Origin of the sequence: Methylobacterium sp. ARG-1 (assembly GCF_001262595.1) — a bacterium.
Taxonomy (GTDB): domain Bacteria; phylum Pseudomonadota; class Alphaproteobacteria; order Rhizobiales; family Beijerinckiaceae; genus Methylobacterium; species Methylobacterium brachiatum.
This window is the reverse complement of the sequence record NZ_LHCD01000024.1, coordinates 1-24,804: the sequence shown is the minus strand read 5'-3', so window position 1 is coordinate 24,804 and position 24,804 is coordinate 1. Positions and strand designations below refer to the sequence as shown.

Below are 24,804 nucleotides of genomic sequence, written 5' to 3'. Positions count from 1 at the left end.
AGGCCGATTCGGCGCACGTTATTTCGTATACACAATCACTGATAGCTTTGCCCGCGTGCCACGGTATGGGAAGCCGTTTCAGCCCGGGTCAGCGCTTCTGCTCGCAGCGCGTCTTCACGTAGGCGCCGTTCTCGCCGGTGAAACCCGTATTGGCCGCCAGTACCGGTCCCTGAATCAGGCATTCCTGCAGCGTGTGGGCCGGCCCGGTGATCACGTCGAGGGCGGTCTCGCGCGAGCAGTCCGGGGCCTGGACGTTGGCGGCGCAGATGAGCGCGACGACGAGGATCTGGTTCATGGGGCCTCCCGGGGATCTCGGTGATCCGGCCCGGCTCTTCGGCGGCTGGGCGGCAACAAGCGAAAGACCGGGTCTCACCGGGGGTTCCGGGACTGCGGCGCCAAGGCCTCCTGTCAGGCCCGGCTCGCCACCGCGACGCCGAGCGCCGCCACCGCCATCCCGGCGCCCTGGACCAGGGTGAGCACCTCGCCGAACAGCAGGTAGCCCAGCAGGGCCGCCACCGGCGGAACCAGGAAGAACAGGGCGGCGACGCCCGCCACCGCGCCTCGCCGGATCAGAGCCAGGAGCAGCAGGATCCCGGCCACGGAATTGACCAGGATCGCCCAGGCGAGCCCGAGCCACAGGGGCGCGACCGGGTCGACCGTCGCGTGGCCGAAGGCCAGCGCCAGCGGGATCGCGCAGGCCATCCCGCCCACGAATTGCAGTGTCGCGTTGGCCAGGAGGTCGCCGCCCCCGCCGGTCCGCTTCTGCCAGAGGGTGCCCAGCGTCAGGGCCAGGACCGCCACCAGGCTGACCGCTAGGGCGGTCGGGGGGATTCCGGAGGCGTCCGTGGCACCGAGCTTCGGGGCGAGCACCAGGCCGGCGCCGGCAAAGCCCAGCAGGATCCCGAAGGCCCGCCGGCCGCTGACGCGCTCGCCGAGCAGCGGCCCCGCCAGGAGCGCCGTCAGCAGCGGCTGGAGGCTGCCGACCAGGGCGGCGATCCCGGCCGGGAGCCCCCGGCTCACCGCCCAGAACACCCCCGCCAGGTAGATTCCCTGCATCAGGAAGCCCGCGACCATGGGATCGCGCCAGCCCGCCCGGGTCCCGGGCCAGCGCACCCGGGAGGCCACGGCGATCAGCGCCAGCAGCAGGGCCACGCCGGTGAACCGGACCGCCGTGAAGCCCAGGGGATCGGCGTGCGGGATCACGGCCCGGGCCGTGATGAAGCCGGTCGCCCAGATCGGGACGAACAGCACCGGGAGGGCGCTGGCCGCGCGGTTCGAATCGCCTGGGGGGGTGGGCATGACCGCGCGGACGGAGCATGCCGGCGGGGAAATGGCAACGGCGATTCGGCCATCGGGTCGGTCCGGCGTGGCCGCGGCGCGTCACCGGGCCGCGAACGGGACCGGACGGGTCCGGCGGCGTTGACGGGCCGGGCCGCGCGCCCTTCATCGGCGGGCGCGCTACGAGGATCGTTGGAAACCCGTGAAATCTCTCCGCAGCGGATTACAGGTCGCGGGCCTCGCGGCGCAGCGCTTCGTCGCCCATGACGGCTGGGCGATCGCCAGCCACATCGCGCTCTCGACCCTGACCTCCCTGTTCCCGTTCCTGATCCTGCTGGCGGCGCTCGCCGGCCTGTTCGGCACGCAATCGCTGGCCGACGAGGCCGGCAACCTCATCTTCGACGCCTGGCCCCGGGAGATTGCCAAGCCGATCGTCGGCGAGGTCCACCGGGTGCTCACCGAGCAGCGCCGCGGCGTGCTGACGCTCGGCGCCCTGTTCGCCCTCTACTTCTCCTCCTCGGGGGTCGAGAGCCTGCGGGTCGGCCTGAACCGGGCCTACGGCCTGCGGGAGAGCCGCCCGTGGTGGCTGACCCGGCTCGAGTCGATCGGCTACGTGATCTGCGGCGCCTTCGCGATGCTGGCCTTCGCGCTGCTCGTGGTGCTGGGCCCGCTGATCTGGCGCAACATCGTGCTGGTCGCGCCGGGGGTGGAGCCCCTGGGCCTCACGGTGGCGATCGGGCGGATCGTCGTGACGGCCCTGCTGCTGGCGGTGGTGCTGATCATCGCCCACAAGTTCGTGGCCGCCGGCCGGCGCTCGATCCTGTCGGTGCTGCCGGGGATCGGGGTGACGCTGATCCTGTGGTTCCTCGCCGGCCTCGGCTTCGGCTATTATCTCGATCGGTTCTCGAACGCCTACGCGTCCACCTACGGGGGCTTGGCCACCGCGATGGTGTTCCTGGTGTTCCTGTACTGGCTCGCCGCCATGTTCCTGTTCGGCGGCGAGATCAACGGCACGGTAATCGCCGCCCGCCGCAGCCGCCTGCAGGCGAAGATGCTGGCCCGGCGCGCCGGGATGGAGGGACGATGGACGGCACCGAGCACCTGACCGTGCGCGTGAACGGCGCGAACCTGCATGTCGCCCGCCGCGGCACGGGATCGCCGCTTCTGCTGCTCCACGGCTGGCCGGAATTCTGGCTGACCTGGGAACCGGTGATGGAACGGCTGTCCGCCCGCCACACCCTGATCGCCCCGGACCTGCGCGGCTTCGGCGACAGCGACAAGCCCGCCGGTCCGTTCGGGGCGGCCGACCAGGCCGCCGACATGGCGGCTCTGCTCGATGCGCTCGGCCTCGAACGCGCCGGCATCGTCGGCCACGATGTCGGCGGCGCGGTGATCCAGGCGCTGGCCCGGGCCCATCCGGAGCGTTGCGCCGGCCTGTTCCTGTTCGACTTCGTCTATCCCGGGATCGGCCCCCGCCTCGGGGAACCGGACCGGCTCAGCGAGATCTGGTACCAGTCCTTCAACCAGATGGACCTGGCGGTGACGCTGGTGGGTGCCAGCCGGGAGAGCTGCGCCGCCTATATCGGCCATTTCCTGCGTCACTGGTCGCACCGCAAGGACGCGTTCGATCCCGTGATGGATGTCTTCGCGGACAATTTCTGGAAGCCCGGAAACCTTGCCGGCGGCTTCGCGCATTACCGGGCAGCCCAGGCCGGCCGGATCGCGATGCTCAAGGGCAAGGCCCCGACCCTGCCGCCGATCGCCGTGCCGACCTGCGTGCGCTGGGCCGAGCACGACCCGATCTTCCCCTATGCCTGGACCGACCGCCTGGGCGAGACGTTCTCGGATCTCGACCTGGCGCTGTTCCCGGGCGTCGGCCATTTCCCGCACCGGGAGGATCCCGACCGGGCCGCGGCCGAGATCACGGGGTTCTTCGGGCGGATCGGGTGGGTGTGACCTGACCGTCAGCGGGACTGGTTGCGGTAAACGCAATCGCGCCCGCGATCCTCGTACCCACCCGGGCAGGCGGTGACGCAGGCGCCGGCCGCGAGCTTCTTCGGGGGCGGGCAGGCGCCGGCAACTTGCGCCTGAGCCGGCCCGGCCGCGAGCAGCGGCAGGATCAGGAGCGCGATCAGGGCTTTGGCCATGATCGCAGGATTCGCCGAGGCCCGGCCGATCCCTTCGAGACACCGCATCGTCGTCAATCCCGCAGCCGGATCGGTGAGCAGGAGATAGGCCCTCGCGCAGCCGCGTCACCCGCCGCCCGTGTGCTCCGACGCACCGCGCTCCGTCAGCGCGGCCACGATCCGCGCGACCTCGGCCTCGGCGGCGGGAAAGCCCCGGCTTGTATCGATGACGAAGTCGGCCCGGGCCCGCTTCTCGGCATCCGGCATCTGCTTGGCGCGGATCGCCTCGAAGGCGGCCTCGGTCATGCCAGGACGGGCCAGCACCCGGGCGCGCTGCACCTCGGGGGGCGCACTGACCACCGCGACCGCGTCGCAGCGGCTCTCGCCCCCGGTCTCGTAGAGGAGCGGGATGTCGAGGACGACCAGGGGCGCGTCCGCGTGCCGGGCCAGGAACGCCGTGCTGGCCGCCCGGACCAGCGGGTGGACGATGGCCTCGAGCGTCGCCATCCGGTCCGGGTCACCGAGCACCGCAGCGCGCAGGCGGGCGCGATTCACGCCGCCCTGCGGGTCGAGCACGCCCGGAAAGGCTTTGCCGATGGCCGCAGCGGCCTCGCCGCCTGGACCGTAGAGGGCGTGGACGGCGGCGTCGGCATCGTGGACCGGGACGCCGAGCGCCGAGAACATCTGGGCGGTGGCCGACTTGCCCATGCCGATCGAGCCGGTCAGGCCGAGTATGACGGGGCGGCCCTTGCTCATCCGGAAAGATCCGCCACGATCCGGTCCCGCAGGCCTGGGGTGACGGCCGGGCGCAGGCCGAACCATGCCTCGAAACCCGGCACCGCCTGGTGCAGCAGCATCCCGAGTCCATCAACCGCGGCGAGCCCCCGTCGGCGTGCCGCCGCGAGCAGGTCGGTCTCCAGCGGGGCGTAGACGATGTCGGCCACCGCGGCGGTTTCCGGCAACGGGGTGAGGTCGAGGTCGAGGGGCGGCTGGCCCTTCATGCCGAGCGAGGTGGTGTTGACCAGGAGCCCTGCCCCGACGAGCGCGTCGGGCAGGTCGTCCCAGGCGAGCGCCGCGCCGATCCCCGGGGCCAGGGCCGCCAGGGTCTCGGCCCGGGCCCGGGTGCGGTTGGCGATCAGGATCCGGCGCAGGCCGTTCTCGGCGAGGCCGACCACGATCGCCCGCGCTGCGCCGCCGGCGCCCAGCACCACGGCCGTGCCGCCGGCCCGCTCGGGCCAGCTGGCGCCGAGACTGTGGTCGAGATGGGCGCAGAAGCCCGGCGCGTCGGTGTTGTCGCCGCGGATCCGGCCGTCGGGCTCGACCACCAGGGTGTTCACCGCGCCGATTTTTTCCGCCCGCGGCGTCAGGGTGTCGACGAGCGCGTAAGCCGCCTCCTTGTGGGGGATCGTGACGTTGCCGCCCCGGAAACCCGATTCCGGCAGCGCCCGGAGGAAATCCGGGAACGCCTCCGGGGTGACGTCCAGGCGCTCGTAGGAGCCGGGGATACTGTGCTGGCTAAGCCAGTAGCCGTGGATCAGCGGCGAGCGCGAATGCGCGATCGGGTGTCCGACCACGAAGGCCCGGGGGATCGGGGACACGCTCATGCCGCGCATTCCCGGGCGAGCCGGCAGGCCGGGCCGCCGGCCGCCTCGATCTGCAGGGTCGCGTGGCCGATGCCGAAGCGGGTGCGCAGGCCCTCTGCGGTCTCGTTGAGGAAGCCGTTGGCAGCCACGCGATGCTCCGGGTGGCCCTCGGCGATCACCAGATGGACCGTGAGGGCGACGCTGGTGGTGCTCATCGGCCAGATATGCAGGTCGTGGAGGTCGATGACCCCGGGCCGGCCGCGCAGGAAGCCGGTCACCGCCTCCGGCGAGATCTCGGGCGGCACCGCGTCGAGGGACATGGCCACGCTGTCGCGCAGGAGCCCCCAGGTCGCCCAGACCACGAGGCCCGCGATGGCGAGGCTGACCGCCGGGTCGAGCCAGGCCTGGCCGGTGAGCTGGATCACCAGGCCGGCGACCACGACCCCGGCCGAAACCGCGGCATCGGCCACCATGTGCAGGAAGGCGCCGCGGATGTTGATGTCGCCCTTGGCGCCGCTGGCGAACAGCCAGGCGGTGACGCCGTTGACCAGGATGCCGACGGCGGCGACCACCATCACGATGGTGCCGACCACGGGCTCGGGATGGACCAGGCGGACCAGTGCCTCCCAGATCACCGCGCCCATGGCAATCAGTAGGAACACGGCGTTGAACAGGGCCGCCAGGATGGAGGAGCCGCGATAGCCGTAGGTGAAGCGGGCGCTGGCCCGGCGGCGCACCAGGATGGCAGCGATCCAGGCGGCGGCCAGACCCAGCACGTCGGAGAGGTTGTGCCCGGCATCGGCCACCAGGGACATCGAGTTGCTGAGGTAGCCGTAGGCCGCCTCGACCACCACGAAACCGGTGTTGAGCAGGATGCCGATCGCGAAGGCCGGCCCGAAATTCTTCGGCGCGTGGACGTGGCCGCCATGGCCGCCATGCGCGTGACCGCCATGGGCGTGGCCCCCGGATCGGCCAGCCGTCGCAGAAGTGCCGTGGCCGGAATGCGAAGCGCCTTCGAAGGGAGGGCCTCCATGCGAATGATCGTGCCCGGCCACGCGGTGCTCCCTAGAAATCCAGATAGCCGGCGGCGCGCAGGCGGGCGAGCAGCGGCAGCAGCGGCAGGCCGAGCACGGTCGAATGGTCGCCAGTGACCGAGTCGAACAGGTGGATGCCCGGTCCCTCGAGCTGGTAGCCGCCAACGCTGGCGCGCACCTTTTCGGCGCCGGCGCAGTCCACATAGGCGGCGATCGCCCGGGCATCGAGGGGGCGGATCGTCAGCCGGGCGGTCTCCACGAAGCCGTCGTCGATGGCGCCGGCGAGCGCCACCGCGGAATGCAGGGCGTGGGTGCGGCCGGCGAGGCGGGCGAGCTGGGCCCGCGCTGCGTCGGAATCCCGGGGCTTGTGGAAGATCGTGCCGTCCAGCTCGAGGACCTGGTCGGCGCCGATCACGACCCGTCCCGGATGGCGGGCGGCCACCGCGTCGGCCTTGGCCCGGGCGAGGCGCTGGGCGAGGTCGGGCGGCGACAATCCCTGGCTCGACGCCTCGACGGCGCGCTCGTCGACGTCGGGGGATGCGGTTTCGACCGGCAGGGCCGCGCTCTCCAGGAGCAGGCGCCGGGTCGGGCTGGTCGAGGCGAGGAGGAGCGGATCCGGACGGAGCCAGGGCGAGCGGGGCATCGCGCCAGTGTCACGGATCGGGTCGCTGAAGCAAGGCTGCGACGAGCCCCGCCGCCGGGATGAACCGGTCGGCGGGGCTGTCGCGGAGCCGATACGCAACCTGGCTCCCGAGGCCGACCATGGCAGGCACGGGTTAGGAGAAGGTCAACGCGGCCCCGGGTTTCCGAAGGGCGCAGTCCTTGAAAAAGGTCCCGGACCCTCTGGATCCGGGACCCCACCCGATCAGGTGTTCATCGAGTCGAAGAAGTCGCTGTTGCTCTTGGTCTGGCGCAGCTTGTCGAGCAGGAACTCGATCGCGTCGGTGACGCCCATCGGGTTGAGGATGCGGCGCAGCACGTAGGTCTTCTTGAGCGCGTCCGGCGGGACCAGCAGCTCCTCCTTGCGGGTGCCGGAGCGGGTGATGTCGATCGCCGGGAAGATGCGCTTGTCCGAGACCTTGCGGTCCAGGATGATCTCCGAGTTGCCGGTGCCCTTGAACTCCTCGAAGATCACCTCGTCCATGCGCGAGCCGGTGTCGATGAGCGCGGTGGCGATGATCGAGAGCGAGCCGCCCTCCTCGATGTTGCGGGCGGCGCCGAAGAAGCGCTTCGGCCGCTGCAGGGCGTTGGCGTCGACACCGCCGGTCAGCACCTTGCCGGAGGACGGCACCACGGTGTTGTAGGCGCGGCCGAGCCGGGTGATCGAGTCGAGCAGGATGACGACGTCGCGGCCGTGCTCCACCAGGCGCTTGGCCTTCTCGATCACCATCTCGGCGACCTGAACGTGGCGGGTGGCCGGCTCGTCGAAGGTCGAGGCGATGACCTCACCCTTCACCGAGCGGATCATGTCGGTCACCTCCTCGGGCCGCTCGTCGATGAGCAGCACGATGAGGTAGCATTCCGGGTGGTTGAGGGTGATCGACTGCGCGATGTTCTGCATCAGCACGGTCTTGCCGGTGCGCGGCGGCGCCACGATCAGGGCGCGCTGGCCTTTGCCGATCGGCGCCACGATGTCGATGATCCGGGGCGAGAAATCCTTCTTGGTCGGATTCTCGAGCTCGAGCTTGAACCGCTTGGTGGGGAAGAGCGGCGTCAGGTTGTCGAAATGGACCTTGTGCTTGATCTTCTCCGGGTTCTCGAAGTTGATCGTGTTCACCTTCAAGAGCGCGAAGTAGCGCTCGCCGTCCTTGGGGCCGCGGATCGGGCCCTCGACGGTGTCGCCGGTGCGCAGGCCGAAGCGCCGGATCTGCGTCGGCGAGATGTAGATGTCGTCCGGGCCCGGCAGGTAGTTCGAATCGTTCGAGCGCAGGAAGCCGAAGCCGTCCTGCAGCACCTCGACGGTGCCGGCGCCGATGATCTCGACCTCCTTGGCAGCGAGCTGCTTCAGGATGGCGAACATCAGCTCCTGCTTGCGCATGGTCGAGGCGTTCTCGACCTCGACCTCCTCGGCGAAGGCGATCAGGTCGGTGGGCGTCTTGGCCTTGAGGTCGAACAGCTTGACCTCGCGCACGCCCTCGAGGACGGCGACGGTGCCCGGGGTGGCGGGCGCGTCGGCCGGATCCGCGGTCTCGGGATCGGCCAGGGGATCGGCGAAGGCGTCGGGATGTGGCGTCATGGGGTGTCTTGCAACCGACGGAGAAGGTGGGAGGGCCGGTTCTGCGCCAAGCAACCCGGGGGACGGGCGCCGGAGAGCGGGCCGCGCTGGAACAGCGAGGGGCCCGAAGATCGTCTTGGCTGGACCGTTTTCGGCAGGACCCTCGCGGCTCACGGGCGCGCTGCGGCGCTGACCTTGTGAAGAGGGCCCACGAGAAATAACGCGTTTCGCCACCGCACTCAAGGGGCTGCTGAATCGCGGGCCGTTCGGGACGCGTGGGATCGGTGACGATGGGCCGGCATCGTCGCGGGATCGGGCGGTGGCAAACCCCCACGCATCCCCTCCCCCCCCTCTGCGGGGGAGGGAGACACGCTCCGTTTTGGAATCGGCGGCACCTCTCGAAGATCTGCACTCACCCGTCACGATCCCTTGAACGCCTCCTGCGCAGGCCGGACCTCGCGGATCGGCTCGCGCGGCGCTAAAGGGCTCGACGCGGAACCGGGGTCCCGCGGGGCCGTTCCCCGTCCCGGCGCCGCAGCGCAGCAAACCCGTCACCCGAGAGCCCGGCCCCACAGACATGCGCGACGACGCCACCGGACGCACCATCACCGCGCACGAGCCGCGCCGGATCCCGTGGCTCGACATCGTGTTCGGCTTCGGCCCGATGGTGCCGATCGCCGTCGGCGCCGCCGCGGCCTGGTGGCTGAACGGCCAGCCCCTCGACTATCTCGTGGCCCTATTCACCCTGCTCTACGCCGCCTCGATCCTGCTGTTCCTGGCCGGCGTCCATCGGGGCGTCAGCTTCCGCACCGAGGGCGGGCCGCGGCTCGCCCAGATCGTCACGATGCTGATCCTGTACGCGCTCGGGCTGTTCAGCCTGTTCTCGGCGGTGATGGGCAAGGCGGTGCCGGCACTCGCCATGCTGATCCTCGGCTACGCGGCCATCGGCATCCTCGATCCGATCGCCGCCCGCGCCGGCGAGGTGCCGCTGGCCCATGCCCGTCTGCGCCCGCTGCAGATGCCCATCGCCGTGGTGAGCCTCGCGGTCCTGCTCTGGCTCAAGCTGACGGCGCCGTACTGAGGGTTTGACGAGCGTTCCGACCCGCCACCGTCGTTGCGAGCGCAGCGAAGCAACCCGGCGTAGCGCGCATTCCCCGAACGTCGCGTTGCCCTGGGTCGCTTCGCTACGCTCGCGATGACGGCGCTGGATAGGCGGCCGAGGAAGCTTCCCGGAAACCGAATTCCCCTTTCGCCCGTCATGCTCTAGAGCCCGGCCTCAGGATCCCTGCCGCGCCGGGGACGACTCACACCGGACCCGGGCTCCGGGTCCGCGGGAAGCGAACGCGTTCACATGTCCAAGCCCGAAACCGCGAAGGCCGAAAGCCGGGCCGAAACCCTGAAACCCCGACTGCCCCGCGGCTTCGTCGACCGCCGCGCCGACGAGATCGCCGCCCAGGGGCGGATGCTGGAGACGATCCGCAAGAGCTTCGAGCTCTACGGCTTCGAGGCCCTGGAGACCCCGTTCGTCGAGTATACCGAGGCGCTCGGCAAGTTCCTGCCCGACCTCGACCGCCCGAACGCCGGCGTGTTCTCGTTCCAGGACGACGACGAGGCCTGGCTCTCCTTGCGCTACGACCTGACCGCGCCGCTCGCCCGGTTCGTGGCCGAGAATTACGATTCCCTGCCCAAGCCGTACCGGAGCTACCGGGCCGGCTACGTGTTCCGCAACGAGAAGCCGGGGCCCGGCCGGTTTCGGCAGTTCATGCAGTTCGATGCCGACATCGTCGGCGCCGGCAGCGTCGCGGCCGATGCCGAGACCTGCATGCTGATGGCCGACACCCTGGACCGGCTCGGGCTCGGCGGCCAGTACGTGGTCAAGGTCAACAACCGCAAGGTGCTCGACGGGGTCATGGAGGCGATCGGCCTCGCCGGCCCCGACAAGGCCGGGCAGCGGCTGGCCGTCCTGCGGGCGATCGACAAGCTCGACCGCCTCGGCGTCGATGGCGTGCGCGACCTGCTCGGCGCCGGCCGCAAGGACGAGAGCGGTGACTTCACCAAGGGCGCCGGCCTCGACGCGACCGCGGTGTCCAGGATCCTGGCCTACGTGTCGTTCCAGGCCGATGCCGGGGACGGCGCCGACAAGATGGCGTTCTGGGAAAAGTTCTTCGCCGGCTGGCACGAGGCGGTGGGCGAATCCGAGACCGGCCGCGCGGGCATCGCCGAGCTGCACGCGATCATGCGGCTCTGCGCGGCGGCGGGCTACGGCCACGACGTGATCCGCGCCGATCCGAGCGTGGTGCGCGGGCTCGAATACTATACCGGTCCGGTCTACGAAGCCGAGCTGACCTTCCCGGTGACCAACGAGGACGGCCAGACCGTGCGCTTCGGCTCGGTGGCCGGCGGCGGGCGCTATGACGGCTTGGTCGGGCGGTTCCGGGCCGAGCCGGTGCCGGCCACGGGCTTCTCCATCGGCGTCTCGCGTCTGTTCTCGGCGCTCCAGCTGGTGAAGAGCCCGCTGCTCGCCGGCACCGAGACCCCCGGCCCGGTGGTGGTGCTGGTCCTCGACCGCGAGAACATGGCCGATTACCAGCGGCTGGTCGCCCTGCTGCGAGCGGACGGGATCCGGGCCGAGCTCTATCTCGGCGCCGCCGGCATGAAGGCACAGATGAAATACGCCGACCGCCGCCGCGCCCCGGTGGCGATCATCCAGGGCTCGAACGAGCGCCTGGCCGGCGAGATCCAGATCAAGGACCTGATCGAGGGCGCCCGCGCCGCCGAGTCCATCGGCAGCAACGCCGAGTGGAAGGCCGCCCGCCCGGCCCAGTTCTCCTGCCCGGAGGCCGACTTGGTCGCCCAGGTCCGCGCCGTCCTGGCCCGCCACTTCCCCGCCACCGCGGGCTGAGTCCTGGTTTCAAAAGGTCGTCGACCTTTTGCGGGTCCATGGCAGAGCTCTGGTCCATCGGGGCTCTGCCCCGATACCCCGCCAAAGGGCTGAGCCCTTTGGGATCTCATGATGTTCGCGTGTCGCCAAGCGCCGCCGCGATTGCTAGAGAGCGCCCGCGAGGGACATGCGATGACACGACCGGAGGCCGGTGAGACGGGGGCGGGCGACGCGGCGCGGACGCGGCTGCTCGCGCATCTGAGTGCGGCCGGCTACCGGCCGGTGACGCCCCCGGTGCTGCAGCCGGTGGAGCCGTTCCTGGAACTGTCCGGCGAGGATATCCGCCGGCGGATCTTCGTCACCCAGGATGCGGCCGGGGCCGAATTATGCCTGCGGCCGGAATTCACGATCCCGGTCTGCCGCCTGCACTGGGCCCAGGCCGACGGCCAGGCGGCCGATTACAGCTATTGCGGCCCGGTCTTCCGGCTCGCCGCCGACGAGCCCGACGAGTTCTTCCAGGCCGGCATCGAATCGATCGGGCGGACCGACACGCCCGCCGCCGATGCCGAGGTGCTGGGACTGGCCCTCGAGGGCCTCGCCTTATTCGGCCGGACCGACCCGGCGGTGCGGCTCGGCGATATGGGCCTCACCGTGGCGCTGCTGGACGGCCTCGCGGTGCCGCCGGCGGCCAAGCGCCGGACCCTGCGGGCGCTCGCCGCCGGGCGCTCCCTCGACGAGGTCACCAATGGCGGCGAGGGCGCGCGCCCCGAGGATCCGCATGCCGGCCTGCTGGCCGCGATCCAGGGCCAGGACCCACAGGGCGTGCGCGCCTTCGTGGAGGATGTGCTGGCTATCGCGGGCATCTCGGCGGTGGGCGGCCGCAGCGCCGGCGAGATCGCCGAGCGCTTCCTCGGCAAGGCGGCCGCGCAGGCCAATGGCGGCGCCGGGCTCAACGCCGAGAACCGCGCCGTGCTCGACCGCTACCGGGCGATCGCCGGCCATCCGGACGCGGCGGCCCGCGACCTGCGGGGGCTGGTAGCGGAGGCTGGCCTGCGCCACGACGCCCTCTCGACCGCCCTCGACCTGTTCGAGGAGCGCACCGGCTTCATCGCGGCCCGGGGCCTGCCGATCGAGCGCTTCCGGTTCCAGGGCGGCTTCGCCCGCAACCTCGACTACTACACCGGCTTCATCTTCGAGGTGAACGAGGGGGACGGCCCGATGCTGGTCGGCGGCGGCCGCTACGACGGCCTGCTCGGGCATCTCGGCAGCGCGGCGCCCCTGCCCGCCGTGGGCTGCACCTTCTGGGTCGAGCGCGTGGCGGGAGCCGGCCGATGACCACCTCGGATTCGGGCACCATGCCGCTGATCCTCGCCGTCCCGTCCAAGGGACGCCTCCAGGAGAATGCCAGCGCGTTCTTCGGCCGGGCCGGCCTGCGGCTCGCTCAAGGAGCGGGCGCCCGCGACTATCGCGGCAAGCTCGTCGGCGTGCCGGGGGTCGAGGTGCGCTACCTCTCGGCCTCGGAGATCGCCGCGCAGCTCGCCTCCGGGGCGGCCCATCTCGGCATCACGGGCGAGGACCTGATCCGCGAGACCCTGCCGGACGTGCGCGGCCAGGTGGAGCTCCTGACCCCGCTCGGCTTCGGCAACGCCACCGTGGTGGTGGCGGTGCCCCAGGCCTGGATCGACGTGCGGGCGATGTCCGACCTCGACGAGGTCGCGGCGCTGATGCGCACCCGCCACGGCCGCCGCCTGCGGGTGGCGACCAAGTACGTGAACCTGACCCGCCGGTTCTTCGCCGAGAAGGGCGTCGCCGATTACCGCATCGTCGAGAGCCTGGGCGCCACCGAGGGCGCGCCGGCGGCGGGCTCCGCCGAGATCGTGGTCGACATCACCACCACGGGGGCGACGCTCAGCGCCAACGCCCTGAAGGTGCTGGACGACGGCATCATCCTGCGCTCCGAGGCCAATCTGGTCGCCTCGCTGAAGGCCCCCTGGGGCGAGGACCAGCGGACGGCTTTGCGCACGGTGCTCGGCCGGATCGCCGCCGAGGAGCGCGCCCGCACCACCCGGGAGGTCCGGGCGGCCCTGCCGGAGAGCGGCACGATCGACCTCGCCACCATCGCGGGCCTGCACGAGGCCGAGTTGCCCTACGGCGCGCCGCGGGGGAGCGACGGCGAGATCGTGATGCGCTGCCCCGAGGGCGCCGTGTTCGCGCTCGCCGGCGCCCTGGTGGAGGCCGGCGCCCGGGCCGTGACCGTCCGGCGGGTCGATTACGCCTTTGCGGCCGAGAACCCGCTGGCGGAGCGGCTGCTGGCCCGTCTGTAAGACAGCCGGCGATGGAGCTGAAATGGCTCGAGGACTTCCTGAGCCTCGCGCGCACCGGCAGCTTCTCCCGCTCGGCGGTGGAGCGCCACGTCACCCAGCCGGCTTTCGGGCGGCGGATCCGCGCGCTCGAGGGCTGGCTCGGCGTCCCGCTGATCGACCGCAGCACCTACCCGACCGCCCTGACCCCTGAGGGCCAGCTGTTCCGCGAGACCGCGCAGGAGACCGTTCGGCTCCTGTACGAGGGCCGCGCCGCGCTGCGGGCCCGGACCCGGCCGGCCGCCCGGGCGGTGTCGGTGGCGGCACTCCACACCCTGGCGCTGACGGTGTTCCCGGGCTGGTACCGGGAGATCGAGGCCCGGACCGGGCCCCTGGGCAGCCGGCTGCTGCCGGGGGACTTCCACGGCTGCGTGCAGGCGCTGGCCGAGGGCAGCCACGACCTGCTGCTGACCTATCACCATCCCGGTGTGCCGATCCCCCTCGACCCCGCGGCGTTCCCGCACCTCATCATCGGCCGGGACAGGCTCGTGCCGGTGCACCGGCCGGGTCCGGCGCCAGCCGACCTGCCCGGCCTCGGCTACCCGGCGGATTCCTTCCTGGGCCGGGTGGTGGCGCAGAGTGCCGAGCCGATGCCGGCAGCCCATGTCAACGAGAACGCCATGGCGGAGGCCCTGAAGTTCATGGCGCTGGCGGGCCACGGCTTGGCCTGGCTGCCCGAGAGCCTGGTCACCCTGGAGCTTGCCGAGGGCAGCCTCGTGGCCTCGGGACCAGGAGCCGCCCTGGAGATCCGCCTCTACCGGAACGCCGCCCGCCGTCACCCGGCCCTCGACGCGGTCTGGCAGGCCGCCCACGCCCTGGCCTCCGAGGGCGGCTGAAACCGGGTTCCCAAAGGGCCAGCCCTTTGGCGGGGTGTCGGTGCAGCGCCCCGACGATGCCGGACCGGCATGACCCGTGCCGACACGGCATTGGACTCTGGGTCCGTTCGCCCCGCAAGACCGCTTCCGCGACGTTCGGAGGCGATGATGCTCGGTGTTCTCGGGGGGATGGGTCCGCTGGCGACGGCGGACTTTCTGGCCAAGCTGGTGCGGGCGACCCCGGCCCGGCGCGACCAGGACCACATCCCGACCCTCGTCTGCTCGGCGGCCGACATCCCCGACCGGGCCTCCGCCATCCTGGGCCAGGGCCCGGACCCGTTGCCGGCGATGCGCGCGGCCCTGGCCCGGCTGGAGGCGGCGGGCGCCACCCGGATCGCGATCCCGTGCAACACCGCCCATCACTGGCACGCGGCGCTCCAGGCCGGCACGGCGCTGCCGATCCTGCACATCGTCGATGCGGTGGCCGATGACCTCGCCGGGAGCGGCCTTGCCGGCGGCCCGATCGGCCTGCTGGCGAGCGCCGGAACCCTCCGGGTCGGTCTCTACCCGGAGCGGCTCGCCCGGCACGGCTTCGCCTGCCTGAGCCCGGATCCGGACGGACAGGATGCGGTGGTCGCGGCGATCGACCTGGTGAAGGCCGGCCGGGTGGCCGAGGCGGCCCTGATCCTCGAAGCCCAGGCCCGGGCCCTGATGGCGGCCGGATGCCGCCGGGTGGTGATGGCCTGCACCGAGATCCCGGTGGCGCTGTCCGACCTCGACGATGAGCTCGCGGGCGTGATGGTGGATGCGACCGAGTCCCTGGCCCGGGCCTGCGTCGCCGCCTGCCGGGCCGACCCGGTGATGCTGCCGCTCGTGGCGTGACACCTGCGGGGGCCGAGGGGGCGGCGGCTGCAGATTGCTGTGGCCGTCGCTTAGAAGAGGCGTATTTTCCAGCGCGATCGAGCTGATCACTGCGCAAAGCCTCTTGAGTGGCGGTCTTCCCATCCACCCCCCTCATCCTGAGGTGCTGAAGCGCAGCGGAGGCTTCGAAGGAGCTATCCAGCCCGCCGCGCGATCCCTGGAGGGCTCCTTCGAGGCCGCTAACGCGGCACCTCCGGATGAGGGGGGGTGGATGGGATCGTCCCTGTGACGTGTGTCAGCCGGGGCCCCGTCATCGCCAGCGAAGCGACGTGATGCGGGGACCCGCCACGGGCCGGGATCGCGCGCTGCCCCTGGTTGTGGCGCTCCGCTCGCTATGACGGCGTGGGCGAAGCCGACCGATCACCCGATGGCCCGAACCGCCCTCACTGCGGCCCCTGCTTGGCGAATTCCGCCAGCACCCCGCGCAGCACCTTGAGCCGGGTCTCATAGAGGCCGCGCAGGCAGGCGATGTCGGCGCCGCAAGCGTGGCGCTCCTTGAGCCAGGCTTCCTGATCGTCGCGCAGCTTGGTCTGGCCGCCCATCGGCAGGACGTCCTTCAGGATGGCGAAGCGGGTCGCCATCTCGACATCCATGTCGTTGAGCGGGAGATGGGCGCAGATCGCCTTCTCGTCGGGGATCTCGGCCTTGTCGCAGGGGAAGCTCGCGGCCCGGGCGGGCGCGGCGCCGAGAAGAGGCAGGAGGGCCAGCGGCAGGGCGAGGGCGGGAACCTTGGTCATGGCCCCCAACGGCCCGGCTGGCGAAAGGCTCCGGGCATGCCGGCGGCGTGGGGAGCCGGATCACAGGATCCCGGGATCAGAGGCCCGGCTTGACGATCGCCAGGATGACGATGCCGATCATCAGGAGCGTCGGCACCTCGTTGAGCACCCGGTAGAACCTGTGCCCGCGGGTGTTCCGGTCAGCGGCGAAATCCTTGACCATCCGGGCGAGCCAGCCGTGGATGCCCGACATCGCCAGCACCAGCAGGAACTTCGCCTGGAGCCAGGGGCTCGCGTAGTAGCCGCTCATCCAGGCCAGCGTCAGCCCGAACGCCCAGGTCGCGATCATGGCCGGGTTCATGATCGCCTTGAGCAGGCGGCGCTCCATCACCTTGAAGGTCGCGGCCTGCCCTTCCGAGCCCGGCGGCAGGCTTGCGTGATAGACGAACAGCCGGGGCAGGTAGAGCATGCCCGCCATCCAGGCGATCAGGCTGATGACGTGCCCGGCCTTGAGCCAATCGTAGAGCACGGCCTACCTGCGCAGCCGCGCGAGCATGCGCTCAACATGGGCGACCGGCGTCTGCGGGGTGATGCCGTGGCCGAGGTTGAACACGTGCGGTAGCCCCGCGGTCGCCTCCAGCACGGCGTCGACCCCGGCATCCAGGGCGTCGCCGCCGGCGATCAGCGTGTCGGGATGCAGGTTGCCCTGGGTCACCGTGGTAGCGGGCAGCTGCCGGCGCAGGGCCTTCAGGTCCACCGCCCAGTCGACGCCGACCGCGTCGGCCCCGGTCTCGGGCACCACCCGGGCATGGCCGCCGAGGCCCGAGCCGCGGGCGAAAACGATGATCTTGGCGCCCGGCACCCGTGCGCGGACGCCGGCGATCATCCGGGCGATCGGGCGGAGCGACCAGCGGGTCAAGGCGTCCATCGCCGCATCGTCCGGCAGGGCGCTCTCGGTCACGTCGCCCACCGGCTCGACGATGTCCCCGGAGGCGGGCACGGCGCGCGGCAGGGTCCCGGCATGGGATTCGAAGATCTGCACCGCGTCGGCGCCGGCCTCGAGCTGGCGGATGAGATACTCGGTCTGCACCGTGACGAGGCGGTCGATCAGGCTGTCGACCAGGGCGGTGTCGCCCTCGGCGAGCGCCCGAGCGGGGGCGAGATCCGGGGTGCCGCGGCCGCCGATCATGTAGCTCGCCACCGTCCAGGGTGCGCCGCAGAAGCCGAGCAGGGTGGTCTCGCCGGGCAGTTCCGAGCGCAGCCGCTTCACGGTCTCGAAGACCGGAGCCAGATGGGAGAAAATCGCCGGATCGCCCGCCTCGCGCAGCCGCCCGAAGGCGTCGCGGCCGTCCAAGGGATCGAGCCGCGGCCCCTCGCCTTCCACGAAGCGCACGTCCTGGCCGAGCGCGTGGGGGACGACCAGGATGTCCGAGAACAGGATCGCGGCGTCGAAACCGAAGCGCCGGATCGGCTGGAGCGTCACCTCGACGGCGAAGTCCGGGCTGTAGCAGAGGTCGAGGAAGGAGCCGGCCTCGGCCCGGCTCGCCCGGTATTCCGGCAGGTAGCGGCCGGCCTGGCGCATCATCCAGGCGGGGGGCGGTCCGATCGCCTCGCCCTCGAGGACGCGCAGCACCTTCCGGTCGGACTTGCCTTCGGACATGCGCTCCGTCCCCGTCATCGTCGCTCCCATCCCGCCTTCGTCATCCCGCATGCCTGTCGGCGACCGTCCTGTCGAGTCGAGGCGCGCCGGATCCCCACACAGGCCCCTCTCGAAAAGAAAAGAGAGATTCTAGGACTCTGTTTTTTCTATTGGGGGGCCTCAACACGGTGGTGCAAGCGGGTCCACAGGCCGTCCCCGCCGCCGCGCCGTTAACGAGGCTTTAAAGGATTCGCTCCATGTTGCGAGAACGGCCAAGTCCAACAGCGGCTTGCGAACGCCGAGTCCGGTACGCGCCCCTATTGCGTCCCGGATTCTCCCAGGCGCCCGGATTCCGTGCGCCTCGACGGCGTACCTGTGAACGGCGGAGTCGATAAAGCGCAGCCCCTGCGCCCTGGACCTGCCCGAAGCCGCATCCTATCCACACTCATCGACTCCCCTGGCGGCCGGCGGTGGATAACCCGACCGCCGAGGCGAAGGAGACCGGATGGGCCGCAGCTACTTCCACCTCCACCTCGTCTCCGACTCCACCGGGGAGACGCTGATCAATGTCGGCCGGGCGGCGGCCGCGCAGTACGAGGGCGTCTCGGCGATCGAGCACGTCTATCCGCTGGTGCGCTCGGCGGCGCAGCTCGACCGGGTGATCTCGGAGATCCGGGCGGCGCCGGGCCTCGTGCTCTACACGCTTGTGGGCGGCGATCTCGGCGAGCGGCTGGAAGAGGTCGCCCGGGAGACCGGCTCGCCCTGCCTGTCCGTGCTGCGCCCGGTTCACGACCTGCTGCGCGCCTATCTCGGGGCCGAGACCACGGCCCGGCCGGGCGCCCAGCACATGCTCAACGCGGAGTATTTCAAGCGCATCGACGCGATGAACTTCACGCTGGCCCACGACGACGGCAACCTGCCGGAGGATCTGGAGGAGGCCGACGTGATCCTGCTCGGGGTCAGCCGGACCTCGAAGACGCCGACCTCGATCTACCTGGCCAATCGCGGGCTCAAGACCACGAACCTGCCGCTGGTGCCGGGCATGCCGCTGCCACCCGCGATCGAGCGGGCGCGCAAGCCCCTGGTGGTCGGGCTGTTCGCCTCGCCGGAGCGGATCGTGCAGATCCGCCAGAACCGGCTGTCGAGCCTTAACGCCGACGAATCCTCGATGTATGTCGACCGCTCGGCGGTGGCCGACGAGATCACCATGTCCCGTCGGCTGTTCACCAAGAACCGCTGGCCGACCATCGACGTGACCCGCCGCTCGATCGAGGAGACCGCCGCGGCGATCGTCGACCTCTACCGCGACCACCGCCTGAAGTTCATCGCGGACTGAGAGAAGTCCGGGATCCCAAAGGGCAAGCCCTTTGGCGGGGATTGGGGCGCAGCCCCATGCCTCCAGGGCTCTGCCCTGGACCCGCACAAGGTCTCGGACCTTGTGAAACCAGGACTGTTTTCAGAGCGCGCGGATCAGGGCCATGCCGGCGATGAGGCCGAGCAGCCCGCCCGCCACCGAGACCGCCACGTAGAGGGCGGCCAGGGCCGGCTCGCCGCGCTCGTACAGGCTGATCGCGTCGAGCGAGAAGGTTGAGAAGGTGGTGAAGCCGCCCAGGATCCCGGTGGTCAGGAACAGCCGCGCCGGGTGGCCGGCTGCGCCGCGCAGGGCGAAGCCCTCGGCCAGCACGCCCATCAGGAACGAGCCGAGCACGTTGATTACCAGGGTCGCGAGGGGAAACCCGAAGCCCGGCAGCAGGCGGGCCACCGCGACGTTGATGCCGTGGCGGACCCCGCCGCCGAGCCCGGCGCCGAGGATGACGATGAGGGTGTTGACCATGCCTGCCCTTCCTGTTCGGTCGGGCGGCCCTGTCGCGGCTTCGGCGCACGGCCCCACCGCGGACGTCCGGAGCACGCCCGTGCGGTAGGAGCCATCAGCCCGGCTTGGCGATCGCCGGGCGGTTATCGGGGAGCTCCATCCCCATCCCGGGCAGGCTTAGCGCAGGATCGGCGTCGCCGCTACTGGACGGCGGCGAAGTGGCTGCGCTGCTCGATCTGGGCGGCGTAGAAATCCTCCACGACCTCGCGGACCACCTCGGCGAGCTCGGTGCCGCGGTTCTCGTCCAAGTGGATGTCGCTGCCGACGCTGCGGCCGAGGGCGGCCCCGGCCGCGCCCGGGACCAGGCGCTCGTTGTAGCGCTGGTTCAGGCCGGAGACCGAGATGGTGTTGCTGCCGCCGAGCTCGGGCCCGTACTTGATCTTGATCTTCTGCTCGGTGTCCGTCCCGCGCAGCTTGGCGCACAGGCTGATGAAGTTGTCCTGGTCGATCTTGGCCTCGAGGCCGGTGATGCTGCCGTGGACGTTGTCCTCCTCGTTGAGGACCTCGGCCATCAGGTTCAGGACGTCGACCACCGGCTCGAGGGCGCGGGTGCCCTCCTCCAGCAGCTTGCGGCGAAAATCGTTGCTGCGGGCGTCGGCATCCTGCAGCCGGGCGCGGAACCGGTCCTTGACGTCGTTGGCGCGTGCCATGGCGCTCCTCCCCGATCATCGTTGCAAGGCTTCGTTGTTGAGGCAACGAAGGTTACGAAGCGAAATCAAGTGACGCAAGACGGTGCAAAATATTGATGCCTGGTCAGAACTTGGGCCGTTGCACAGGAATAGTACCTGCCTAAGTCCTGTGCAAAGGTTTCAGGTCGCCGGCCCGTCGAGGGGGGCGAGCCGATCCGGCCCGGAGGCGGTCGCCTGAAATTCCGGCCGCGCCAGGGCGCGGGCGAGCGCCGGCAGGTCCGAGGCCGGGGCGCCCGCGGTTCCGAACACCGCCCGGTCGAGGGCGGCGAGCGGCGCGGCGAGATCGGGCCGTGCCTGCCAGATCCGGGCAAGCTCCGGCGCTTCCCGGCGGGCCGCCTCCAGGGCGGCGCGGAACCCGGCCGGATCGCCCGCGCGGGCGGCCCGGTGCAGGGCCCGGCGGCTGGCGGCGGACAGGCGCAGGCGCGGCCGGCCCGCGCCGTAACCGATCAGGGCCAGGCCGAGGCCGAAGGCGGCGAGCGCCGCCGCGGCAGCGACCAACGGTGACGGGACCGCCGGCGGCGCCCGGTCGCCCTCCCGGTCGGGCAGGCCGCCGCCGATCTGGCGAGCCGGGATCTCGGCCTCCCGCATGGTGCGGGTGTTGGTGTCGAACCACGGGATCGCGATGGCGTCGAGGGGGATCACCTCGGGCACGCCGGGCTTCACGTCCCACTGGTAGGTCGCCCGGGCCACGGGGCCGGAGGGCGTCAGCAGGGTCTCGCGGGTGACCGGGCCGGCGAAGGTGAGGATGCCGCGGGTGCGCATCACCGGCCGGGGCGGCAGGCCCTCGGCGACCATGCCCTGCACCTCGAGGGTGACGATCCGCCGGGTGGTCTCGCCGAGCTTCACGGTCTCGGGATCCGGGCTCCACGAATCGGTGACTGCGACGTCCCGGGCGGGCAGCCACCAGGGTTCCTTGACGTCCGGGCCGCCACCCGCCTCGGTCCAGCGCGCCACCGGGAACGGGATCGGCTTCGAGCGCACCTCGACCACCCGCCGCTCGCCGACATCGTTGACCGTCAGCTTGTGGGTGAAGGGCTCGATGATGAAGTCGCCCGCATGGTGCGGGAACACCGCTACGGTGCGGTCGAACGCGATGGCGCTCTGGCCATCCGGAAGCTTGGTCCGGCTCCAATGGTCCCGGCCGAGCTGGGTCCAGGAGAAGTTGGCGAGCGTCGGCTGGACCACCTCCTCCAGCAGGATCGGCTGCTTGTAGACCCCCCGGATCTTCAGCAGCACCATCTCGCGGGCGAAGGGCGGGCTGTTGCCGTTGAACTCCGCGGTCACCGTGAGGGTGAGGTCGCCGGTCTCGATCTCGGCCCGGGCCGGGAGCGGGGCGAGGAGCGTGAGGAGCAGGACGTAGCTCTGTCGCCTCCGGCTACGGGTTCCAGTGCTCCCAGATCGCGTTAGGCAGGCGGCGCCGCGCCCCCTCTCCCGCACGGGAGAGGGGACCCGCGCCGCATCCGGCGACGTGGCCATCCGGCCGCTCGCCAAGCGGGCCAAAAGCGGGCGGAAAAAGTCCCAAAAAACTACCACGGGTTGCTCCCGGCCGGGATGGCGGTGCCGGCTTCGACCCGGCGGGTCTGCTCGGCGCGCAGGCGCAGCTTGAGGAAGCGGCCGGGATCGTCCGGCAGGGTCTGGAGCCAGAGCCGGTCCGGGCGGATCTCGTGGGCCTCGAAGCTCTTGGTCACCCGGCGGACCTCGCGCTCGGGGGCCTCCGCGACCATGGCGGCGCCCCCGCCGGTTCGGCCGCGCCCGGCGGCGTCGCCGGCCGAGCCCCGGGCCTGGCCCTTGCCGGCATCGATCGATTGCTGCTCGGCCTTGCCGCGGCGGGCGACCTTGCTGTTGCCGGGCAGCGACGCGCTGGCGTTGGATTCCTTGTTGCCGGCCAGGCCCTCGCCGCTGGAGGCGGCGTTGATGTCGTTGTTCTGGTCCTGGTTGGCGGTGTTGTTGTAGCGGGCGCCGTATTGCGCGGTGCCGTTGGCGATGCCGCCGCCGGGGCCGCGATCGATCACCTCGGCCTGCATCCGAGCGACCAGCGAGCGGTTGGCCTGCGCGTCGGCGTCGCGCGGGTCGAAACGCAGGGCCTCGTCGTAGGCGGCGAGCGCGCCGTCGAAATCGCCCGCGCGGGCCAGCGCGTTGCCGAGATTGTAGCTCGCCCGTCGCCCACCGGAGCGGAACAGCGCGATCGCCTCGCCGTAGCGGCCGGCCTCGTACAGGGCGGCGGCCCGCCAGGCGGGATCGACGATCAGGTCGGCGGCGAGCCCGGGCAGGCCCAGCGCCATCAGCAGGCGCCCGAGCCCGGTGCGAGGCTGCGAGACGGCGAGCAGGGCCACGAGCCCGAGCCCGGCCAGCGCCAGCCCGGCGATCCGGGCGAGCCGCCGCCAGCCGGCGGGCAGGCCGGCGCGGATCGGGACGGCGAGGCCGGTTTTCGGAAGAAACCGCTCCATCACGCGCTCCTGCGGAACAGGGCCAGGGCCGGCAGGGCCGCGAGCAGCAGCAGCCAGCGGCCGAGATCCGCGTAGGCCAGCACGCCGTAGCCACCGGCCGCGAGATGCTGGGCGGTGCCGGCCCCGACCGCGTCGAGCACCGGGCCGGGCTCGGCGATGTCGGCGACGCGGCCGCCGCCGACCCGCACCAGCGCGTCCAGGGCGGCCCGGTCGGGCTTCGGCGCGCCCGGCGGCAGCGGCTTGTCGGCGGGGACGAACAGGGCCTGGAGGCGCCAGCCGCGATCGGCCAGGGCCCGGGCTTCCCGGTCGGCGGCCTCGCCGATGCCGTCGCCGTCGGTGATCAGCACCACGTCGGCCGCGACCACGTCGGCTTCCGCGAGGGTGCGGCGAGCGAGCGCCAGCCCGCGCTCGGGATGGCTGCCGCGATCCGGCACGGTGTCGGCGTCGAGGGCGAACAGGGTCGTGCCGAAGCTGTCCCGGTCGGTGGTCGGCGAGGCGGCGAGATAGGCGTCGCCGGCATAGACGACGAGGGACACGGCCCGGGTGCCGGCGGCCTCGGCGATCGCGGCGGCGGCCTGCCGGACGCCCTGGAGATTGCCGCCCTCGGTGACCGAGCGGGACAGGTCGACGACGATCACGGTCTCGTCGAGATTGCGGAAGGTCGCCGTATCCTGGCGCTCCAAAGCGGGTCCGGTCAGCGCCAGGGCGATCGCCCCGGCGGCCAGGGCGGCGGCCCGGTTGGCCTGCCGCCTTCCGCCGAGCACGGCCCCGGCGCGGGCGAGATGGGCCATCAGGGCCGGATCGACCGCGCGGCCCCAATCGCCCAAAGGTGCCGCCCGCCAGGCAGCGCGCAGGGCCAGCAGGGCCACGACCGGGATGGCCAGGAACCACCAGGGGCGCAGGAACGCGAAGGCGTCGAGGGCGCTCATGCGGGCTGTCCTCCCGCCCGCATCCTCATCCTGAGGTGCCGGAGCGCAGCGGAGGCCTCGAAGGAGAACTCCAGGCATCGCGCGGCCTGCTGGAGCGCTCCTTCGAGGCCGCCGACGCGGCACCTCAGGATGAGAGCGTGGGTTGGGGAGACGGTGTTGGGACGCATCACACACCCCTCCGGGTCGCCAGCAGGGCCGCGGCGGCGGCGAGCGCCAGGGCGGCGGGCCAAGGCCAGAGGTCCCGGCGCAGCGGCAGGGGCGGCGCGAGGGCGCGGCCGCCCTCCAGGCGGTCGATGGCGTCGGCGACTCGGACGAGGTCCTCGGTGGTGCGGACCCGGAACGCCTCGCCGCCGCTGGCCTGGGCCATGTCGCGCAGGGTCTCGGTGTCGACCACGTCCTGCTCGCCGTCGGCATCGGCCATGTCCCGGGGGCCGAGCGCGATCGTGTAGACCTTGATGCCGAGCTCCTTGGCCAGGGCGGCCACGTCTTTGGGGGCGGTCTGGCCGGCATTGTTGGCGCCGTCCGAGAGCAGGATCACGGCCTTGGCGGATGGCGCCGGCTCGCCCTGCGCGCCCGTCGGCGCGTCCTTCGGGTCGAGCCGGCGCAGGGCAAGCCCGAGCCCGTCGCCGATGCCGGTGGAGCGGCCGCTGATGCCGATGGTCGCCTCGTCGAGGGCACGGGCCACCGCGGCGGTGTCGAAGCTCGGGGCGGCGGCCACGTAGGCTTGGTCGGCGAAGATTACCAGGCCGATCCGGTCCCCGGCCCGGCGCCGGATGAAGTCGGTGCCGACGCGCTTGACCGCGGTGAGGCGGTTCACGGTCTCGCCGTTCAGGGCGAAGTCGCGCCGCTCCATCGAGCCGGACAGGTCCATGGCGATCATGATCTCCCGGCCCGAGGCGGGGAGCGCTGCGGCCGGCATCACCAGGCGGGGGCCGGACAGGGCGACGACCAGGGCCGCCCAGAGGGTCCAGATCAGCGCGGCGCGGCGGCGGCCCCGTGCGGCGAGGTCGGCCCCGGAATGCGCCTGGCCGACCAGGGTCCCGGGCACCAGCAGGGCGCCGCTGCCGCCCTCCGTCTCGGCCGGGAGCAGGCGTGCGGCGAGCAGCGGCAGCGGCAGGGCGAGCAGGATCCAGGGCGCCGCGCAATCGAAGGCCGAGAGCTGCGCCGTGAGCCAGGCGGGGAGGAGGCCGCTCATGTCCGCAACCGTCCGATCAGGCGGCCCAACTCGGCGTCGAGCCCGTCGAGGTCGGGCTCCTGGCGCCGGTAGAGCCCATCGGCCAGGACCCGGCCGGATCCGC

26 protein-coding genes and 1 riboswitch are annotated in these 24,804 nt (G+C 71.8%); of the genes, 9 read left to right on the top strand and 17 right to left on the bottom strand.

Annotation, left to right across the window (positions count from 1 at the left end; translation table 11 throughout):
- Positions 1-88: 88 nt before the first annotated feature.
- Together AKJ13_RS20180 and AKJ13_RS20175 are read right to left on the bottom strand one after the other, a co-directional pair.
- Positions 89-295, bottom strand: coding sequence for a hypothetical protein (locus tag AKJ13_RS20180; protein WP_007565256.1), 207 nt, complete (start codon positions 293-295; stop codon positions 89-91).
- A gap of 113 nt (positions 296-408) precedes the next feature.
- Positions 409-1,299, bottom strand: coding sequence for a DMT family transporter (locus AKJ13_RS20175; protein ID WP_050734970.1), 891 nt, complete (start codon positions 1,297-1,299; stop codon positions 409-411).
- Between the two features lie 181 nt (positions 1,300-1,480).
- Here AKJ13_RS20175 and AKJ13_RS20170 point away from each other — a divergent pair, with 181 nt between their 5' ends.
- Both AKJ13_RS20170 and AKJ13_RS20165 read left to right on the top strand, forming a co-directional pair.
- Complete coding sequence (locus AKJ13_RS20170; protein WP_050734969.1) at positions 1,481-2,383, top strand: YihY/virulence factor BrkB family protein; 903 nt, start codon at positions 1,481-1,483, stop codon at positions 2,381-2,383.
- A complete protein-coding gene (locus AKJ13_RS20165) occupies positions 2,362-3,234 on the top strand; it encodes an alpha/beta hydrolase (RefSeq protein ID WP_050734968.1) in 873 nt (290 codons plus the stop codon). The genes AKJ13_RS20170 and AKJ13_RS20165 overlap by 22 nt, the downstream gene beginning before the upstream one ends.
- Before the next feature lie 8 nt (positions 3,235-3,242).
- Here AKJ13_RS20165 and AKJ13_RS20160 read toward each other — a convergent pair whose 3' ends face one another.
- The 6 genes from AKJ13_RS20160 to rho all read right to left on the bottom strand — a co-directional run bounded on the left by AKJ13_RS20160 (position 3,243) and on the right by rho (position 8,257).
- The gene (locus AKJ13_RS20160) at positions 3,243-3,473 is read right to left on the bottom strand and encodes a hypothetical protein (RefSeq protein ID WP_007565263.1); all 231 of its coding nucleotides are present in this window, start codon (positions 3,471-3,473) and stop codon (positions 3,243-3,245) included.
- A gap of 57 nt (positions 3,474-3,530) precedes the next feature.
- Positions 3,531-4,160 carry a dephospho-CoA kinase gene (coaE, locus tag AKJ13_RS20155; protein WP_050734967.1) on the bottom strand — a complete coding sequence of 210 codons (630 nt, stop codon included), beginning with the start codon at positions 4,158-4,160 and terminating at the stop codon, positions 3,531-3,533.
- Entirely contained in the window at positions 4,157-5,008 is an 852-nt protein-coding gene (locus AKJ13_RS20150) for a shikimate dehydrogenase (protein ID WP_050735017.1), read from the bottom strand. Before AKJ13_RS20150 ends, coaE begins: the two co-directional genes overlap by 4 nt.
- On the bottom strand, positions 5,005-6,042 hold the full coding sequence (locus AKJ13_RS20145) for a cation diffusion facilitator family transporter (protein WP_050734966.1): 1,038 nt from the start codon (positions 6,040-6,042) through the stop codon (positions 5,005-5,007). Before AKJ13_RS20145 ends, AKJ13_RS20150 begins: the two co-directional genes overlap by 4 nt.
- Before the next feature lie 10 nt (positions 6,043-6,052).
- Positions 6,053-6,664 (bottom strand): Maf family nucleotide pyrophosphatase, encoded by a 612-nt coding sequence (locus AKJ13_RS20140; protein WP_050734965.1) that lies wholly within the window; start codon positions 6,662-6,664, stop codon positions 6,053-6,055.
- 222 nt (positions 6,665-6,886) lie between these two features.
- Positions 6,887-8,257 carry a transcription termination factor Rho gene (rho, locus tag AKJ13_RS20135; protein ID WP_050734964.1) on the bottom strand — a complete coding sequence of 457 codons (1,371 nt, stop codon included), beginning with the start codon at positions 8,255-8,257 and terminating at the stop codon, positions 6,887-6,889.
- A gap of 556 nt (positions 8,258-8,813) precedes the next feature.
- On the opposite strand from rho, the gene AKJ13_RS20130 reads away from it, so the two are divergent.
- The 6 genes from AKJ13_RS20130 to AKJ13_RS20105 all read left to right on the top strand — a co-directional run bounded on the left by AKJ13_RS20130 (position 8,814) and on the right by AKJ13_RS20105 (position 15,174).
- Complete coding sequence (locus tag AKJ13_RS20130; RefSeq protein ID WP_007565273.1) at positions 8,814-9,317, top strand: DUF3429 domain-containing protein; 504 nt, start codon at positions 8,814-8,816, stop codon at positions 9,315-9,317.
- Positions 9,318-9,587: 270 nt separating this feature from the next.
- Positions 9,588-11,138: a histidine--tRNA ligase gene (gene hisS, locus AKJ13_RS20125; RefSeq protein WP_050734963.1), complete on the top strand. Its 1,551-nt coding sequence runs from the start codon at positions 9,588-9,590 to the stop codon at positions 11,136-11,138.
- Positions 11,139-11,309: 171 nt separating this feature from the next.
- Positions 11,310-12,452: an ATP phosphoribosyltransferase regulatory subunit gene (locus tag AKJ13_RS20120; protein WP_050734962.1), complete on the top strand. Its 1,143-nt coding sequence runs from the start codon at positions 11,310-11,312 to the stop codon at positions 12,450-12,452.
- Positions 12,449-13,441: an ATP phosphoribosyltransferase gene (gene hisG, locus AKJ13_RS20115; protein WP_050734961.1), complete on the top strand. Its 993-nt coding sequence runs from the start codon at positions 12,449-12,451 to the stop codon at positions 13,439-13,441. Before AKJ13_RS20120 ends, hisG begins: the two co-directional genes overlap by 4 nt.
- Positions 13,442-13,452: 11 nt before the next feature.
- Positions 13,453-14,313, top strand: a complete 861-nt coding sequence (locus AKJ13_RS20110) for a LysR family transcriptional regulator (RefSeq protein ID WP_050734960.1) — start codon at positions 13,453-13,455, stop codon at positions 14,311-14,313.
- Between the two features lie 147 nt (positions 14,314-14,460).
- A complete protein-coding gene (locus AKJ13_RS20105; RefSeq protein ID WP_050735016.1) occupies positions 14,461-15,174 on the top strand; it encodes an amino acid racemase in 714 nt (237 codons plus the stop codon).
- Positions 15,175-15,596: 422 nt separating this feature from the next.
- Here AKJ13_RS20105 and AKJ13_RS20100 read toward each other — a convergent pair whose 3' ends face one another.
- The 3 genes from AKJ13_RS20100 to AKJ13_RS20090 form a co-directional block, all read right to left on the bottom strand.
- Complete coding sequence (locus AKJ13_RS20100; RefSeq protein ID WP_050734959.1) at positions 15,597-15,950, bottom strand: lysozyme inhibitor LprI family protein; 354 nt, start codon at positions 15,948-15,950, stop codon at positions 15,597-15,599.
- A 76-nt stretch (positions 15,951-16,026) separates the two neighbouring features.
- On the bottom strand, positions 16,027-16,458 hold the full coding sequence (gene hemJ, locus AKJ13_RS20095; protein ID WP_050734958.1) for a protoporphyrinogen oxidase HemJ: 432 nt from the start codon (positions 16,456-16,458) through the stop codon (positions 16,027-16,029).
- Between the two features lie 3 nt (positions 16,459-16,461).
- Positions 16,462-17,589: a uroporphyrinogen decarboxylase gene (locus AKJ13_RS20090; RefSeq protein ID WP_050735015.1), complete on the bottom strand. Its 1,128-nt coding sequence runs from the start codon at positions 17,587-17,589 to the stop codon at positions 16,462-16,464.
- Positions 17,590-18,073: 484 nt separating this feature from the next.
- On the opposite strand from AKJ13_RS20090, the gene AKJ13_RS20085 reads away from it, so the two are divergent.
- On the top strand, positions 18,074-18,904 hold the full coding sequence (locus AKJ13_RS20085) for a pyruvate, water dikinase regulatory protein (RefSeq protein ID WP_007565296.1): 831 nt from the start codon (positions 18,074-18,076) through the stop codon (positions 18,902-18,904).
- A 120-nt stretch (positions 18,905-19,024) separates the two neighbouring features.
- Here AKJ13_RS20085 and crcB read toward each other — a convergent pair whose 3' ends face one another.
- From crcB to AKJ13_RS20055, 6 genes are all read right to left on the bottom strand, one after another.
- Positions 19,025-19,402, bottom strand: a complete 378-nt coding sequence (gene crcB, locus AKJ13_RS20080) for a fluoride efflux transporter CrcB (RefSeq protein WP_050734957.1) — start codon at positions 19,400-19,402, stop codon at positions 19,025-19,027.
- 78 nt (positions 19,403-19,480) lie between these two features.
- Positions 19,481-19,554: riboswitch (Fluoride riboswitch) on the bottom strand.
- A gap of 27 nt (positions 19,555-19,581) precedes the next feature.
- A complete protein-coding gene (locus AKJ13_RS20075) occupies positions 19,582-20,091 on the bottom strand; it encodes a hypothetical protein (protein WP_050734956.1) in 510 nt (169 codons plus the stop codon).
- Between the two features lie 159 nt (positions 20,092-20,250).
- Entirely contained in the window at positions 20,251-21,606 is a 1,356-nt protein-coding gene (locus AKJ13_RS20070; protein WP_244471664.1) for a hypothetical protein, read from the bottom strand.
- 50 nt (positions 21,607-21,656) lie between these two features.
- On the bottom strand, positions 21,657-22,577 hold the full coding sequence (locus AKJ13_RS20065; RefSeq protein WP_050734955.1) for a tetratricopeptide repeat protein: 921 nt from the start codon (positions 22,575-22,577) through the stop codon (positions 21,657-21,659).
- Positions 22,577-23,506: a VWA domain-containing protein gene (locus AKJ13_RS20060; protein ID WP_050734954.1), complete on the bottom strand. Its 930-nt coding sequence runs from the start codon at positions 23,504-23,506 to the stop codon at positions 22,577-22,579. Before AKJ13_RS20060 ends, AKJ13_RS20065 begins: the two co-directional genes overlap by 1 nt.
- 166 nt (positions 23,507-23,672) lie before the next feature.
- Positions 23,673-24,701 (bottom strand): VWA domain-containing protein, encoded by a 1,029-nt coding sequence (locus AKJ13_RS20055; RefSeq protein ID WP_050734953.1) that lies wholly within the window; start codon positions 24,699-24,701, stop codon positions 23,673-23,675.
- Between the last annotated feature and the right edge of the window lie 103 nt (positions 24,702-24,804).

Bases quoted from the DNA above. Each gene is read 5' to 3' on its own strand.
- AKJ13_RS20140 (WP_050734965.1), bottom strand. From the start codon at position 6,664: ATGCCCCGCTCGCCCTGGCTCCGTCCGGATCCGCTCCTCCTCGCCTCG.
- AKJ13_RS20100 (WP_050734959.1), bottom strand. From the start codon at position 15,950: ATGACCAAGGTTCCCGCCCTCGCCCTGCCGCTGGCCCTCCTGCCTCTT.
- AKJ13_RS20110 (WP_050734960.1), top strand. From the start codon at position 13,453: ATGGAGCTGAAATGGCTCGAGGACTTCCTGAGCCTCGCGCGCACCGGC.
- AKJ13_RS20090 (WP_050735015.1), bottom strand. From the start codon at position 17,589: ATGTCCGAAGGCAAGTCCGACCGGAAGGTGCTGCGCGTCCTCGAGGGC.
- AKJ13_RS20160 (WP_007565263.1), bottom strand. From the start codon at position 3,473: ATGCGGTGTCTCGAAGGGATCGGCCGGGCCTCGGCGAATCCTGCGATC.
- AKJ13_RS20180 (WP_007565256.1), bottom strand. From the start codon at position 295: ATGAACCAGATCCTCGTCGTCGCGCTCATCTGCGCCGCCAACGTCCAG.
- AKJ13_RS20175 (WP_050734970.1), bottom strand. From the start codon at position 1,299: ATGCCCACCCCCCCAGGCGATTCGAACCGCGCGGCCAGCGCCCTCCCG.
- AKJ13_RS20065 (WP_050734955.1), bottom strand. From the start codon at position 22,577: ATGGAGCGGTTTCTTCCGAAAACCGGCCTCGCCGTCCCGATCCGCGCC.
- coaE (WP_050734967.1), bottom strand. From the start codon at position 4,160: ATGAGCAAGGGCCGCCCCGTCATACTCGGCCTGACCGGCTCGATCGGC.
- AKJ13_RS20070 (WP_244471664.1), bottom strand. From the start codon at position 21,606: ATGGCCACGTCGCCGGATGCGGCGCGGGTCCCCTCTCCCGTGCGGGAG.
- AKJ13_RS20150 (WP_050735017.1), bottom strand. From the start codon at position 5,008: ATGAGCGTGTCCCCGATCCCCCGGGCCTTCGTGGTCGGACACCCGATC.
- crcB (WP_050734957.1), bottom strand. From the start codon at position 19,402: ATGGTCAACACCCTCATCGTCATCCTCGGCGCCGGGCTCGGCGGCGGG.
- AKJ13_RS20085 (WP_007565296.1), top strand. From the start codon at position 18,074: ATGGGCCGCAGCTACTTCCACCTCCACCTCGTCTCCGACTCCACCGGG.
- AKJ13_RS20105 (WP_050735016.1), top strand. From the start codon at position 14,461: ATGCTCGGTGTTCTCGGGGGGATGGGTCCGCTGGCGACGGCGGACTTT.
- AKJ13_RS20055 (WP_050734953.1), bottom strand. From the start codon at position 24,701: ATGAGCGGCCTCCTCCCCGCCTGGCTCACGGCGCAGCTCTCGGCCTTC.
- rho (WP_050734964.1), bottom strand. From the start codon at position 8,257: ATGACGCCACATCCCGACGCCTTCGCCGATCCCCTGGCCGATCCCGAG.
- AKJ13_RS20075 (WP_050734956.1), bottom strand. From the start codon at position 20,091: ATGGCACGCGCCAACGACGTCAAGGACCGGTTCCGCGCCCGGCTGCAG.
- AKJ13_RS20130 (WP_007565273.1), top strand. From the start codon at position 8,814: ATGCGCGACGACGCCACCGGACGCACCATCACCGCGCACGAGCCGCGC.
- AKJ13_RS20120 (WP_050734962.1), top strand. From the start codon at position 11,310: ATGACACGACCGGAGGCCGGTGAGACGGGGGCGGGCGACGCGGCGCGG.
- AKJ13_RS20165 (WP_050734968.1), top strand. From the start codon at position 2,362: ATGGACGGCACCGAGCACCTGACCGTGCGCGTGAACGGCGCGAACCTG.
- AKJ13_RS20060 (WP_050734954.1), bottom strand. From the start codon at position 23,506: ATGAGCGCCCTCGACGCCTTCGCGTTCCTGCGCCCCTGGTGGTTCCTG.
- hisG (WP_050734961.1), top strand. From the start codon at position 12,449: ATGACCACCTCGGATTCGGGCACCATGCCGCTGATCCTCGCCGTCCCG.
- hisS (WP_050734963.1), top strand. From the start codon at position 9,588: ATGTCCAAGCCCGAAACCGCGAAGGCCGAAAGCCGGGCCGAAACCCTG.